We start from the raw sequence: 12,183 nt of genomic DNA on the forward strand, positions 1-12,183 counted from the left end.
CTATAACGAAACGGTGACACAACTCACATTGGGCTTTAATCTAGTCGACATTCGCCGGGTTTAATGTCACGAATTGATAACAACCGGTCACTCGTTGATTTCATGCGCACTGGAGCGCGACCACGCAGCCCGCCGGCACCCGCCTGTACCGAACCCCGCGCGCCGGATTAGACTCGGGCCAGTGACGACCAACGACTCCGTCGGTGGGGCCCAGCAGCCCGCCTCACCTGACAGACGGACCATTCGCCGCTGGCAGCGCTACCTCGCCAACGAACGGCTCGAGGAACGCGTGTACCGCGACCTCGCCGAACGCCGCACGGGCGAAGACCGCGAGATCCTCCTCAGCCTCGCCACCGCCGAATCCCGCCACCAGGAGCACTGGATCACGCTGTTGGGCGAACATGCGGAGAAGCGTCGCTCCGCCGACCTCGTCACCCGCTGCCTCGCCTTCCTCGGCCGGATGTTCGGTTCGGTCTTCGTCCTCGCCTTGGCACAGCAGTCCGAGACGAGCTCTCCCTATGAGGACGACGAGGCGGCTTCGGCGGAGATGGCGGCCGACGAACGCATCCACGCCGAGGTGGTCCGGGCCCTGGCCGCCCGCTCCCGAGCCCGCCTGTCCGGCAACTTCCGTGCCGCCGTCTTCGGCGCCAACGACGGGCTGGTCTCGAACCTCGCGCTCGTCCTCGGCGTCGGCGCGGCCGGCGTGTCGAACACGGTCATCCTGCTCACCGGCGCCTCCGGTCTGCTCGCCGGAGCCCTGTCGATGGGTGCCGGTGAGTACATCTCCGTGCGCTCTCAACGCGAACTCCTCGAAGCCTCGACCCCGGATCCCGAGTCGCGGCACGCTCTGGCCGACCTCAACATCGACGCCAATGAGCTCGCCCTCGTCTTCCGTGCTCGCGGCATGGACGCCCGGGAGGCCGAAGCGCGCGCGAACCGCACGATCGCGGCAGCGAAGAACAAGCGGGCGCCGAAGCTGCCGACCGTCGACTCCGGGGTCGATCGCGACGAACTCGGCACCGGCCTCGGCGCCGCCGTCTCAAGTTTCTGCTTCTTCTCCTCCGGTGCCCTCATCCCGATCCTGCCCTATATCTTCGGCATGTCCGGGCTGCCCGCCGTATTCCTGTCCGCCGGCCTCGTCGGCATCGCCCTGCTGTTCACCGGCGGCATCGTCGGTCTGCTTTCGGGCAAGTCCCCCGGACCGCGCGCGCTGCGTCAGCTCGGAATCGGCTTCGGGGCCGCCGCCATCACCTACATCCTCGGCCTGTTCTTCGGAGGTACCGCATGAGCGATCCGCTCGTCCTCGTCGATCCCACCACCGCGAGTTTCGAATTCGCCGACCTGGCCGCCGCGCAGCTGCCGGTCACCGATCACTCCGCCCATCGCGGGGACGGAATCTTCGAAACCGTCCTCGTCAGCATGGGCGTCGACGGTGCCACCGTCGTCAATCGCGAACGGCACTTCACACGGTTCCGCAGCTCCGCCTCGGCGCTGGAGCTGCCGGATCCCGACGAGGGGCTGTGGGATCGGGTCATCGACGCGATCATCGCCGAGGTGGCCGACGCCGAGCCGGGAATCAGCGAGTTCGGGATCCGCTACGCGATGTCCCGCGGCCAGCAGGGCGCTGACGGACAGTTCCGGCCCCGCGGGTGGGCGTTCCCGGTGCCCGTGGACGACCACATCCGCTCCGCACGGGCGCAGGGCGTCACGGCAGTGAGCCTCGACCGCGGCTTCGACGCGTATATCGGCAGCAAGGCCCCGTGGCTGCTCATCGGGGCGAAGACCCTGTCCTATGCCGTCAACCAGGCAGCCGGCCGCTATGCCGCGGCGCATGGCGCCGAAGAGGCGCTCTTCGTCTCCCATGACGGCATCGTCCTCGAGGGCCCGACCGCGAATCTCATCATCCGCCGAGGCGACCGCCTCCTCACCCCGGACCCCGAAGCGGGTCTGCTCGCCGGTACGACGCAGAGGCTGATCTTCGATCGCGCCGAAGAGGTGGGGCTGCGCGCCGAGTACGCCGATCTGCGCCTCGAAGACGTCAAGACCGCCGATGCGGCGTGGTTCGTCTCGTCGATGCGCACGGCCGTGGCACTGCGCGAACTCGATGGGAATGCGATTCCCGTCGACGAGGAGCTCACCGCGAGGTTCCAAGCGATCGTCCGCGCGGGCTGAAGCCGGCAGTTCGGCGAGGCTCTTCGGCTGAGACTCTCGGCCGACGGTTCGTATGATCCGCGGGTCTCGCCGGTCGGCATTGCGGGTGGGAGGCAAGCAGGGATGCGCTGCCCCGGACCCTCAGGCCCGGGGCAGGGTGTCGGCGGGTGCCGACGAGGGGAGGGTGAAGGCGAGCACGAGCCCGAGGATGCAGACGGTGCAGCTGGCCAACCACAACGGCCAGAAAACACCGGACAGGCCGGGCAGCAGCACCAGCAGGAATCCGAGGCCACCACAGACGAACAGTGCGGTGACGATCCTCGTCTTCCACTTCCTCAGCATCATGCGCCTTTCTCGTCACGATTCGGCACGGACCTTCCCGCGTCCCACCGAATCGTCATCTCAAGCTATCCCGGCCGAGGTCATTCGCACATCCCCCAAAAGTATGAGATGGAGAGACTTTCTGCGATCAGCGCCGTTGTCGCGAGGCGGCGGAGACCCCGAGGCCCTCGAGAAGGAGGGGTTCTGCTTCCGAGAACATCGGTCTCGCGCACCCGAGTCGGTGATGTTGCGCGATCGGGGGACGTGCCGCCTGGCTTCGCCGGCACCGTCCTGCGTTAGTGTTGTCTCGGACGGACTTCGTTCACACGGCGCAGCGTCGCCGTGGGTTTGAGCTTCAAGGAAAGGACACGAGCATGGGAAAGCTCGCTTGGCAGATCATCGGCGTGGGAGCACCCATCGCAGCCGCATTCGTCGCTCGCAAGACCCTGACCGTCGCCTGGGAGAAGTCGACGAAGCGTCCGGCGCCGTCGAACCCCGTCGATGACGAGATCTCGATGTCCGAAGCTCTCGCCTGGACGATCGTCTCCGGTGTCGGTGTGGCCGTGGCACAGCTCGTGGTGCAGCGCATCGCCGCGAACACCGTGCGCAACAACTTCGGCGAGGAGGCCCTGCCGAAGAAGTTCCGCAAGCAGATCGAAGAGAGCTTCGACTGACCCTTCAGCGGTAGATCCGGTCATAGACCTCGGCGAGATCCACCGCATCGATCTGACCGGGCGCTGAAGCCGTGCCCAGCTGCGCGAACGAGGCGCAGCTGCCGAAGTCTGACCCCATGATTCGGCTGGTCCGCCCCAATGGGCCCATCGAGATCCCGAGCACGGGGTGACTCGAGGACGCAGCCGCCTCGGCGGTCGCGTCCAACAGACGCAGCACATCGGCAGGAGTCTGCGGCATCATCGCCACCTTCGCCACATCGGCTCCGGCCTCGGCCATGGTGCGAAATGTCGCGCGCAGCTCTTCAAGCGGGTCGGTGGCCGTGAAGTTGTGGTGGGACGCGACGATGGGCACGCCGTTCTCCTTCGCCGCGGCGATGAGCGCACGCGACTCCGCCCGGTCGATCTCCACATCGATCGCCACGGGCACAGTTGCGTTTCCGGCCCCATCTGCTGCTGCGGAACCGCCGGGGCCCGCCTCCGCTCCGGTCACACCGGTGATGAGACGCCGCAGCACCTCGGCGTAGGCGCCCTCGGTGATCTCGACCAGGCCTCCTTCGAACGCGGTGCGCACGGTGAGAAGTATCGGCAGCCCCGCCGCGGCCGCGTGCGGCAGCAGCCGCAGCACCTCCTCGGTGCGGGTGGCCGCCTCGGCGAAGAGGTCCTCGGGGTGTGCACCGTCACCGATCGCCGCCTCGGCAACAGCCGTCTGCGCGAGCAGGGGATCGATGCGCCATTCGATGGCATCGACGGCGCCCGTCGCCGCGGCCGCAGCGCACTGCGCGGTCAGCTCTTCGGCGTCGACGGCCTGGGTCGGCACGATCACGGCCGGCCGGACGGGATTGCGCACGGCGGGCGATCCTGCGGCAGGATTGAGGAACGGCAGTGGTTTCATGATTCAAGCGTAGGCGTTCACCTCACGCCCGCGGGCAGGAGGACACGAGTGGAGACGATGCGGGAGCACACGATCCGCACACGCGATGGATTTCCGCTCGCGATCCAGGTCAGCGGGCCCGAAGACGGCCCCGCGCTGCTCCTGCTGCAAGGCCAGTCGAACTCGCACGAATGGTGGGCTGAGCTGCGCGAGGACTTCTCCCCGCAGTTCCGCACCATCACCTTCGACTACCGGGGCACCGGCGGCAGCCGGGGTGAACTCGGCGAACTCTCCACCACAAGCTTCGCCGCCGATGCCGCCGAGGTGCTCGACCGCCTCGGTGTCGAGCGCGCCGCCGCCTACGGCACGTCGATGGGCGGGCGGATCGCACAGATGCTGGCCCTGGACTTCCCCGAACGGGTCAGCGCGCTTGTGCTCGGGTGCACGACTCCGGGCGGCCCACATTCGGTCAAGCGCCCCCGCAAGGTCGGACAGTCACTCGCCCGTCTGCGCGGCCAGGAGCACACCCGCTACCTCTTCGATCTCTTCTACACTCCGGCATGGACGGTGCCGTCGGAGTACAGCAAGCTGCTCGGCGATGACACGATGACGCCTGCCGAATCGGCGGCCCACCTGCGCATCAGCGCCGGTCACAATGCCTGGGACCGCTTGCCCGAAATCAGTGCGCCCACGCTCATCGTCCACGGCGACGACGACCGAATGAACCCGGTCGACAACGCGCACATCCTCCACGAGCGGATCGCCGGTTCGCAGATGCTCATCCTCCCCGAAGGCAGGCACGGATTCTTCGAGGAATTCGCCGAGGTGGTCACGCCTGCTGTCGTCCGCTTCCTCAGCGAATCGCTGCCTCGTTCCTGACTTCGCCGCCGGCGAGGCGAAAGAGCAAGCTCCGTTTCACCATCAAGAAATCACATTCGCCAGCAAATCCATTTAGGTCACAACTACCTGCCTCAACTGCCGATTATAACAATCAAGTAACGTCGCACCCTGCGTTTCCCCAGGTCAGAGCACTAGTCAAGGCCGCCACACCGAGTATTGACAATAAAAGATCTACCGAAATTCCTGAACAAAACTACAATGGTGGATCAGATATCCGTGTGCGGTGAGGCGTGTTCGCAATTGAACCAATCGGATCTGCGAGCACCGAACCGTGCAAACGGGGGTGAAGCCTCTCGTTCTTGCGGAGAGCCAAGAATGCAAGGAGGAAGCACATGAGCGTTGTCGTCAAGGCATCACATGTCTACAAAGTCTTTGGCAAGCGGCCGAATGAAGTGATCAAACGGCTCGAAGAAGGGGCCGACCGGAAGGACCTCACGAAGCTCGGCACGGCTGCCGTCATCGATGCGAGCTTCGAAGTCGAGGAAGGCGAGATCTTCGTCGTCATGGGCCTGTCGGGCTCGGGAAAGTCGACGCTGATCCGTACTCTCAACGGACTCTGGGATACGAGCGGGGGGTCCGTCGAAGTGCTCGGCACGGACATTTCGACGGCGGACTCGTCGACCCTGCGGAAGGTCCGCGGCAAACACGTGTCGATGGTGTTCCAGCACTTCGCTCTGCTGCCGCACCGCACGGTGCGTGAGAACGCAGCCTATTCCCTGGAGATCCAGGGAATGCCGAAGAATCAGCGCCTGGAGAAGGCGGAGGAGTGGCTCAAGGCCGTCGGGCTCGACGGCTGGGGCGACAAATATCCGCAACAGCTCTCCGGCGGAATGCAGCAGCGTGTCGGCCTGGCACGCGCACTCGCTGCGGAGACCGACATCCTGCTCATGGATGAGGCGTTCTCCGCACTCGACCCGCTGATCCGCCGCGAGATGCAGGAACAGCTCGTGGAGCTTCAGTCCAAGCTCAACAAGACCATCATCTTCATCACGCACGACCTCAACGAGGCGATGTTCCTCGGCGATCGCATCGCGGTGATGCGTGACGGACGCATCGTCCAGATCGGCACCTCCGAGGAGATCCTGACTCAGCCCGCCGATGACTACATCGCCGAGTTCGTTCAGGACGTCGACCGCACTCGTGTGCTCACAGCCGCCTCGATCATGCGCGAGACCAAGGCCACGATCAGCATCGAAGCGGGCCCTCGTCTGGCGATGCGCACGCTCGAGGACAGCAACTCCTCGGGCCTGCTCGTCCTCGACGACAATCGCACCGTGCTCGGCATGGTCAGCGACCGCAACGTGGTCAGAGCCGCCCGCGAAGGGCAGCAGACGATCGCCGACATCGTGGAGAAGACAGACCTGTTCACGGTTCGTCCCGAGACTCCGATCTCGGAGCTCTTCGCGCCCAGCTCCGCGGCCAAGGTTCCGTTGACCGTCATCGATGAGAATCAGCGACTGCTCGGCATCGTGCCGCGCGTGGCGCTGCTGAACTCGATGGCCGATCCGGGTCCCGCAACCGGGGAGATCCCGCCTGTGCAGGAAGCCTCGGAACCGGTCGTCGTCTCGCCGAGTGCCGCTGAGTCGGACAGCGAAGACGGCGCCGCTTTCACCGACGAACAGGCGACTCCGACGGAAGTGGCGGACGCTTCGGCTGACGTCGAATCCGCCGCCGGCAGTGCGGATGAGGGAACCGGTGCCGCCACACGAGGCGCCACCGACGCTGAAAGGGGTAAGCACTGATGGACTTCATGAATCCGCGCCTTCCGGTCGGTGACTGGGTCAACGACTTCCTCACCTGGTTCATCGGAGCGTTCCAGTGGCTGCTGGACATCATCAATTTCATTCTCAGCGGCCTCTACGAGGTTCTCTATCTCGTCTTCTCCTCGCCGATCTATCTGGTCATGATCATCATCCTGGCCGCGATCGCGTTCTTCGCCGCGGGGTGGAAGGTCGCTCTATTCACCCTCATCGGGTTCTACTTCGTGCGTGCCCTCGACCAATGGGACAACACGATGTCGACCTTGGCTCTTGTCATCGTGGCAGTGCTCGTCGCGCTCATCATTGCGATCCCACTCGGCATCCTCGCTGCCAAGGTGAGTTGGGTCTCGACTGTCGTCAAACCCGTTCTCGACTTCATGCAGTCGATGCCGGCTCTGGCCTACCTGGTCCCGGCCATCCTCATGTTCAGCATCGGCCAGACGCCGGGTGCAGTGGCGACGATCATCTTCGCTCTGCCTCCAGGAGTGCGACTGACGGAACTCGCGATCCGTCAGGTCAACACCGAAGTCGTCGAGGCCGGTCAGGCCTTCGGGGCCAGCTCGGGTCACATTCTTTCGAAGATCCAGATCCCGCTGGCGATGCCGACCATCATGGCGGGTGTCAACCAGGTCATCATGCTGGCCCTGTCGATGGTCGTCCTCGCCGGTATGGTCGGCGCAGGCGGCCTCGGTGGTGCTGTCGTCGGCGGCATTCAGAACGTCGATGTGCCACTGGCCGTCGAAGCCGGTCTGGCCGTCGTGGTCATCGCAATCTTCCTCGATCGCGTCACAGCTGCTCTGGGCAGGAAGACCCCGATCGAGCGAGCTCGCAAGGCCGCGGCCGCCTAATCTTCAACTAACCGAAACGACTACCAAAGGAGAGTCATATGAAAACGTCAGTTCTGACCAAGTTGGGCGGCATCCTCGCCGCCAGCGCGCTTGTCCTCTCGGCATGCGGCGCGTCCAACTCCGGTGGCGAGCCCGCCGGCGGCGGTGACGATGAGACCAATGCCGGCGGACAGGACTGGTCCTCGTGCAAGCCCGGTGAGGGTTCGAAGGACGTCGCCGACACCGAGGACGACGAGAAGAAGGTCTCTCTCGGCATCTTCAGCGGCTGGGACGAGTCGTACGCCACCATCTACCTCTTGAAGAACATTCTCGAGGAAGACGGCTATGAAGTCGACACCAAGGAGCTCGATGCCGGTCCGATGTTCACCGGTGTGGCCAAGGGCGACATCGACTTCTTCACCGACGGCTGGCTGCCGCTGACTCACGAGAGCTACCTCGAACAGTACGGCGACGATCTCGTCGACCACGGCTGCTGGTACGACAATGCGAAGCTGACCATCGCCGTCAACGAGGATTCCCCGGCCAAGTCCATCGGCGATCTCAAGGACATGGGTGACGAGTACAACAACATCCTGTACGGGATCGACGCCGGTGCCGGTCTGACGAAGACCACGAAGGAGAAGGCGATCCCGGAGTACGGGCTCGACAACCTCGACTTCAAGATCTCTTCGACCCCGGCGATGCTCGCGCAGCTGAAGAAGTCGACCGATGCCGATGAGAACATTGCAGTGACTCTGTGGCGTCCGCACTGGGCCTATGACGCCTTCCCGGTCCGCGACCTCGAAGACCCCAAGGGTGCCATGGGCGATGCCGAGCGCATCTTCAGCTTCTCAGGCAAGGAAGCTGCAGATGAGCATCCTTACGTCTCGCAGCTGCTGCAGAACCTCGTTCTCGACGATGACCACCTGGCCAGCCTCGAGAACCTCATGTTCTCCGATGAGCACTACGGAGGCGACGATCATGAGAAGGCTGTCGCTGAATGGCTGAAGGACAACCCGGACTTCGTCGATCAGTTGAAGAAGGGCGAACTCGCCAAGTGATTGCCTGATGACGTTGGCCCGGTCGAGTCTTCGACCGGGCCTTTGTCATAGGCTGGCTGTGGTCTGAGAGACTCGGCCGACCGGAGGACACCAGATGACGAACAGTTCGGCGATCATCGACACCTTCGTCGGTCCCCTCGCTGTGACCGGCGACGGCCGGTCTGTCGTCGGTCTCGAGTGGCTCACCCGCACCGAGGCGACCGTGCCCACCCCCGAACCCGACGATCGACTCCTCGCCGAGGCGGTCGCCCAGCTGCGTGCGTACTTTCACGGCCGTCGGACCGATTTCGATCTGCCCGTCGACTTCGGTGAGGTCTCCGACGTCGCTCGCACGGTGCTCACAACACTGGCCCAGGACGTGCCGGCGGGGGCCACCGTGACCTACGGGCAGCTCGCCGAGGCCAGTGGGACCGGAATCCCCGCGCGTGCCGTCGGCGGCATCATGGGACTGAATCCGATCCCGATCATCGTGCCCTGCCACCGAGTCGTCGCGGGAAGCGGACTCGGCGGCTATTCGGGCGGACTGCCCGGGCACGAACTCGACACGAAACGTCGCCTGCTCGAATTCGAGGATGCGCTGCCGCAGCCGCTGTTCTGACGCGGACCGCACTCACCGGCTGAGCTTCACCCCTCGAACAGCGACTGCCCGACGTATCCTCCCTCCTCGGCTCCGGGCGGGATCGCCCACACCGTCGACCCGATCGGCGTCGTCCATTCGTTGAGCAGATCCACCTCGGCGAGTCGGCGCTGGATCGGCAGGAACTGACGCTCGATGTCGGCTTGGAAGGACGCGAACAGCAGCCCCGAATCCTCTCCGGCACCGGTTTCGTAGTTGAACGTGCGCCGGTGGATCTGCACTTCGGGTCCCAGCCCGTCACGGGCCCGAGCCACATGCGAGGCCTTCGAGATCTTCGTCAGCCCACGCTTGTCGACGGCGGCGAAGTCCGGAACGTCGAACTCGTCGGTTCCCGACAGCGGGGCCCCGGTGTCCAAGGTCCGTCCCGTCGAGAACTCCCGAGCCGGACGGTCGGCCTTGTCCCACGTGTCGAGGTTCATAGCGATGTCGCGCAGCACCAGCGTCGTGCCTCCACGCAGCCATCCGGGCAGGTGCGCGCCGAGGTCGGCCGGAGGCTCTCCCCGTGCCGAGAACACCGGTTCGGTCGTATCGGTTCCGGCACCCCAGATGATCCGCGCGAAGTCCTCGGACCCCGGGCCGGGGTTCGCCGTGCCGTCGAGCTGACCGAAGAGGTTGCGCTGCGTCGTCCCCTCCCCCGCGCTGCCGTAGGCGCGACGGAACCCGTCCCTCTGCCACGTCACCTCTGCAAACGATCGCGAATCCTTGAACAGCATGCGCCGGGCATGGGCCAAGGTCAGCGGGTCGTCGCCGCAGATCTGCAGGAGCAGGTCACCCTTGCAGCGATTCGGGTCGAGGCGATCGATGCCGAACTTCTCCAAGGGCTTCAGCCAGTCCGGGACGTGCTCCTTGCCCGCCAGCGCGACGAGCCCGGGACCGAACCCGAAGGTCACCGTCAGACGGGCCGGATCGGCAGCCAGTTCGGCTTCGGAATCGGCCAGCGGGGCCGTGCCCTGGGTGAGTGCGGCCGCATCCGCGGTGAGCAGACGCAGCCAGCGGACCGCCTCGGCGGCGGTGATCTCCGGTCGCATCGTGAACGCAAGGAAATGCGCATACGCCTGCGGCGGGGTTTCGATGCCGGATTGGTGAGTGCCGTAGAACGGTTCGACCTGTGCCCCGTTCGCTCCGTCCAGGTCTCGCCGAGGCGATCCTCCGCTGTCGTCGGCCGCCGACGACCCAAGACCGGTCCGGCCGAGCCCGAATCCCGCGGTTGCGCCGAGGAGACCGGCACTGCCGGCGGCGGCCGCCGAGGTGATGAGACCTCGGCGGCTGAACCCGGAGGGAGACTGCTCAGTGGTCACCGTGGTCTCCATGATCGGAGTCCTCGTGGTCTCCGTGGTCGCCGTGGTCGCCGTGGTCTCCGTGGTCGCCGTGGTCTCCATGATCGCCGTGGTCGTCGCCGGATTCGGCGCCCTCGGCTTCCCCGGGGGCGTAGTTCTCCTCGGCCCCGGAGTACTCCTTCGCCACTGCTGTGACCTCAATGCTCTGATGATCGGCGGTGACAAGGTCGAGAGTGATCTCCTCGCCGGGTCGGATCGCCTTCTTCAAGCCCATGATCATGATGTGATCGCCGCCGGGTTCGAGGCTGAGGCTCTCCCCGGCCGGAATGTCGAAGCCGCCTTCCTTCTCCTGCATCGACATTCCGCCGGAGCCGTCCTCAGAGGTTTCGTGGAGTTCGACCATCTTTGCGTCCGGGTACTTCGCCTCGATGAGGTTGATGTCGTGATCGGTGTTGTTGCGGACTTCGCCGAAGACCGCGGTCATTCCGTCCTCAGCGGCCTTGACCCAGGCGTCGTCGAGGCTGAGCGCATCGGCGTCGACCTGCGAGGAGGCGGGGCTGTTCGACGCCGAGTCGCTCGCTTCAGGCTGCGAGGAATCGGCGGCCTGGCTGCCGGACTGGCCGCAGCCGGAGAGGCCGATGACGACGGCGATGGGCAGGGCCATAGCCAGGGTGATGTTCTTTCGCATGATGTCTGCACTTTCGTGTTTCGGTGCAGTCGAATACCGCCGCGTACGGGCCGCTGCGTGCACGGTCCGATCGGGGCACCGCTGACGCGCTCGAGCTCGCGGCTGCACGTCCGATTGAGTGTGCGGCCGCTCGTGCAATCGAGTGCGCTGCTGGTCGTGCAGGTGCGGCGAACCGCGGCAGAATCGGGGCGCATCGGTGCCGGGTTGCGGCAGTTCCGGTTCGCAGCGGTGTTGGTTCGCGGGTGTCTTCGACTGCCACCATTCGGTGGGTTGGTGTGACGGCGGTTTTCGCCGTCGCAGTGAGGTGTCAGACGAGGGCAGGAGGGCCGCGGCGATAGTTCGGTCCGACCACGGCCGAAGCGATCGGCTGCGGCAGCCGGAACGCAACGAGCACGGACCGGTAGGGATGGTCGGCCAGAATGCCGGCCGCCTCGGCGAGGGCCCGCAGTGCACCGGCGACCGGACCCAGAGCCAGCTGCAGAATGGTGAGGACGATGTCCTCACCGTGTTTGAGGATCACGGCGGTGATGAGAACCGCGGCGATGTGGGCAAGGATCATCCCGGGCGAAGTGCCGCCGTGCGCATGAGAAGCGGCCGCGGCGGCCGATCCGAGGTCGAGGGTGCCCGGGGCAGGGACGATGTGTCCCGCATGAGCACTCATCGCGGCTCCGGCGGATCCCTCCCCCGCCGAGGCGGGAGGTGCGCCCGCATGGGCTCCGGAGTGTGCGTTCACCGACCAGCTCATCGTCAGGTGCATGAGCACCTGTCCGAGGCCGAGGAGAGCGGTGAGAGTGAGATACCCGAGGCGTCGGCCGGCGAGGATCATCGCCGCCCAGAGCACCAGGACGAACACGACGCCGGTGCCCAGGAGCGAGGCGCTGCCGCCGGCACCGAGGTGCATGAGCAGGGCCAGCAGGGTCGTGATGAGGGCAGCGAAGAGCGCGCGAACGGACTTCGTCCATCCGGTCATGGCTCCTCCTCTGATGCAGCCCCGAGTTCGCCTCTCTGCACCGACA

13 protein-coding genes are annotated in these 12,183 nt (G+C 65.6%); 8 read left to right on the forward strand and 5 right to left on the reverse strand.

Annotated features, from left to right (window positions below; translation table 11 throughout):
* The first annotated feature begins 181 nt into the window (after positions 1–181).
* Both EB836_RS14340 and EB836_RS14345 read left to right on the forward strand, forming a co-directional pair.
* A complete protein-coding gene (locus tag EB836_RS14340; protein WP_135541589.1) occupies positions 182–1,288 on the forward strand; it encodes a VIT1/CCC1 transporter family protein in 1,107 nt (368 codons plus the stop codon).
* Positions 1,285–2,172 (forward strand): aminotransferase class IV, encoded by an 888-nt coding sequence (locus EB836_RS14345; protein WP_135541591.1) that lies wholly within the window; start codon positions 1,285–1,287, stop codon positions 2,170–2,172. Before EB836_RS14340 ends, EB836_RS14345 begins: the two co-directional genes overlap by 4 nt.
* A 120-nt stretch (positions 2,173–2,292) precedes the next feature.
* Here EB836_RS14345 and EB836_RS14350 read toward each other — a convergent pair whose 3' ends face one another.
* The gene (locus EB836_RS14350; RefSeq protein ID WP_135541593.1) at positions 2,293–2,496 is read right to left on the reverse strand and encodes a hypothetical protein; all 204 of its coding nucleotides are present in this window, start codon (positions 2,494–2,496) and stop codon (positions 2,293–2,295) included.
* A 350-nt stretch (positions 2,497–2,846) separates the two neighbouring features.
* On the opposite strand from EB836_RS14350, the gene EB836_RS14355 reads away from it, so the two are divergent.
* Entirely contained in the window at positions 2,847–3,146 is a 300-nt protein-coding gene (locus EB836_RS14355) for a DUF4235 domain-containing protein (RefSeq protein ID WP_135541595.1), read from the forward strand.
* Between the two features lie 4 nt (positions 3,147–3,150).
* Here EB836_RS14355 and EB836_RS14360 read toward each other — a convergent pair whose 3' ends face one another.
* Positions 3,151–4,038, reverse strand: coding sequence for a type I 3-dehydroquinate dehydratase (locus EB836_RS14360; protein ID WP_135541597.1), 888 nt, complete (start codon positions 4,036–4,038; stop codon positions 3,151–3,153).
* A gap of 57 nt (positions 4,039–4,095) precedes the next feature.
* Between EB836_RS14360 and EB836_RS14365 the strand changes: the two genes are divergently transcribed.
* From EB836_RS14365 to EB836_RS14385, 5 genes are all read left to right on the forward strand, one after another.
* Complete coding sequence (locus EB836_RS14365; RefSeq protein ID WP_167854472.1) at positions 4,096–4,896, forward strand: alpha/beta hydrolase; 801 nt, start codon at positions 4,096–4,098, stop codon at positions 4,894–4,896.
* Positions 4,897–5,249: 353 nt separating this feature from the next.
* Complete coding sequence (locus EB836_RS14370; RefSeq protein ID WP_135541601.1) at positions 5,250–6,659, forward strand: glycine betaine/L-proline ABC transporter ATP-binding protein; 1,410 nt, start codon at positions 5,250–5,252, stop codon at positions 6,657–6,659.
* 8 nt (positions 6,660–6,667) lie between these two features.
* Positions 6,668–7,525 carry an ABC transporter permease subunit gene (locus tag EB836_RS14375; protein ID WP_205683379.1) on the forward strand — a complete coding sequence of 286 codons (858 nt, stop codon included), beginning with the start codon at positions 6,668–6,670 and terminating at the stop codon, positions 7,523–7,525.
* A gap of 38 nt (positions 7,526–7,563) precedes the next feature.
* Positions 7,564–8,565, forward strand: coding sequence for a glycine betaine ABC transporter substrate-binding protein (locus EB836_RS14380; protein ID WP_135541605.1), 1,002 nt, complete (start codon positions 7,564–7,566; stop codon positions 8,563–8,565).
* A 94-nt stretch (positions 8,566–8,659) separates the two neighbouring features.
* On the forward strand, positions 8,660–9,163 hold the full coding sequence (locus EB836_RS14385; RefSeq protein ID WP_135541607.1) for a methylated-DNA--[protein]-cysteine S-methyltransferase: 504 nt from the start codon (positions 8,660–8,662) through the stop codon (positions 9,161–9,163).
* A gap of 26 nt (positions 9,164–9,189) precedes the next feature.
* Here the strand turns inward: EB836_RS14385 and EB836_RS14390 are convergent, their stop codons facing one another.
* The 3 genes from EB836_RS14390 to EB836_RS14400 all read right to left on the reverse strand — a co-directional run bounded on the left by EB836_RS14390 (position 9,190) and on the right by EB836_RS14400 (position 12,137).
* Positions 9,190–10,581 (reverse strand): Dyp-type peroxidase, encoded by a 1,392-nt coding sequence (locus EB836_RS14390; RefSeq protein WP_240690009.1) that lies wholly within the window; start codon positions 10,579–10,581, stop codon positions 9,190–9,192.
* Positions 10,490–11,167, reverse strand: coding sequence for a copper chaperone PCu(A)C (locus EB836_RS14395; RefSeq protein WP_135541609.1), 678 nt, complete (start codon positions 11,165–11,167; stop codon positions 10,490–10,492). The genes EB836_RS14390 and EB836_RS14395 overlap by 92 nt, the downstream gene beginning before the upstream one ends.
* A gap of 307 nt (positions 11,168–11,474) precedes the next feature.
* Positions 11,475–12,137, reverse strand: a complete 663-nt coding sequence (locus EB836_RS14400) for a hypothetical protein (RefSeq protein ID WP_135541611.1) — start codon at positions 12,135–12,137, stop codon at positions 11,475–11,477.
* Positions 12,138–12,183 lie beyond the last annotated feature (46 nt).

Origin of the sequence: Brevibacterium sp. S111 (assembly GCF_004745075.1) — a bacterium.
Classification (GTDB): Bacteria; Actinomycetota; Actinomycetes; order Actinomycetales; family Brevibacteriaceae; genus Brevibacterium.

Coding starts and splice junctions, on each gene's coding strand:
- EB836_RS14375 (WP_205683379.1), top strand. CDS start 6,668: ATGAATCCGCGCCTTCCGGTCGGTGACTGGGTCAACGACTTCCTCACC.
- EB836_RS14380 (WP_135541605.1), top strand. CDS start 7,564: ATGAAAACGTCAGTTCTGACCAAGTTGGGCGGCATCCTCGCCGCCAGC.
- EB836_RS14350 (WP_135541593.1), bottom strand. CDS start 2,496: ATGATGCTGAGGAAGTGGAAGACGAGGATCGTCACCGCACTGTTCGTC.
- EB836_RS14360 (WP_135541597.1), bottom strand. CDS start 4,038: ATGAAACCACTGCCGTTCCTCAATCCTGCCGCAGGATCGCCCGCCGTG.
- EB836_RS14390 (WP_240690009.1), bottom strand. CDS start 10,581: ATGGAGACCACGGCGACCACGGAGACCACGGCGACCACGGCGACCACG.
- EB836_RS14355 (WP_135541595.1), top strand. CDS start 2,847: ATGGGAAAGCTCGCTTGGCAGATCATCGGCGTGGGAGCACCCATCGCA.
- EB836_RS14400 (WP_135541611.1), bottom strand. CDS start 12,137: ATGACCGGATGGACGAAGTCCGTTCGCGCGCTCTTCGCTGCCCTCATC.
- EB836_RS14385 (WP_135541607.1), top strand. CDS start 8,660: ATGACGAACAGTTCGGCGATCATCGACACCTTCGTCGGTCCCCTCGCT.
- EB836_RS14370 (WP_135541601.1), top strand. CDS start 5,250: ATGAGCGTTGTCGTCAAGGCATCACATGTCTACAAAGTCTTTGGCAAG.
- EB836_RS14345 (WP_135541591.1), top strand. CDS start 1,285: ATGAGCGATCCGCTCGTCCTCGTCGATCCCACCACCGCGAGTTTCGAA.
- EB836_RS14395 (WP_135541609.1), bottom strand. CDS start 11,167: ATGCGAAAGAACATCACCCTGGCTATGGCCCTGCCCATCGCCGTCGTC.
- EB836_RS14365 (WP_167854472.1), top strand. CDS start 4,096: ATGCGGGAGCACACGATCCGCACACGCGATGGATTTCCGCTCGCGATC.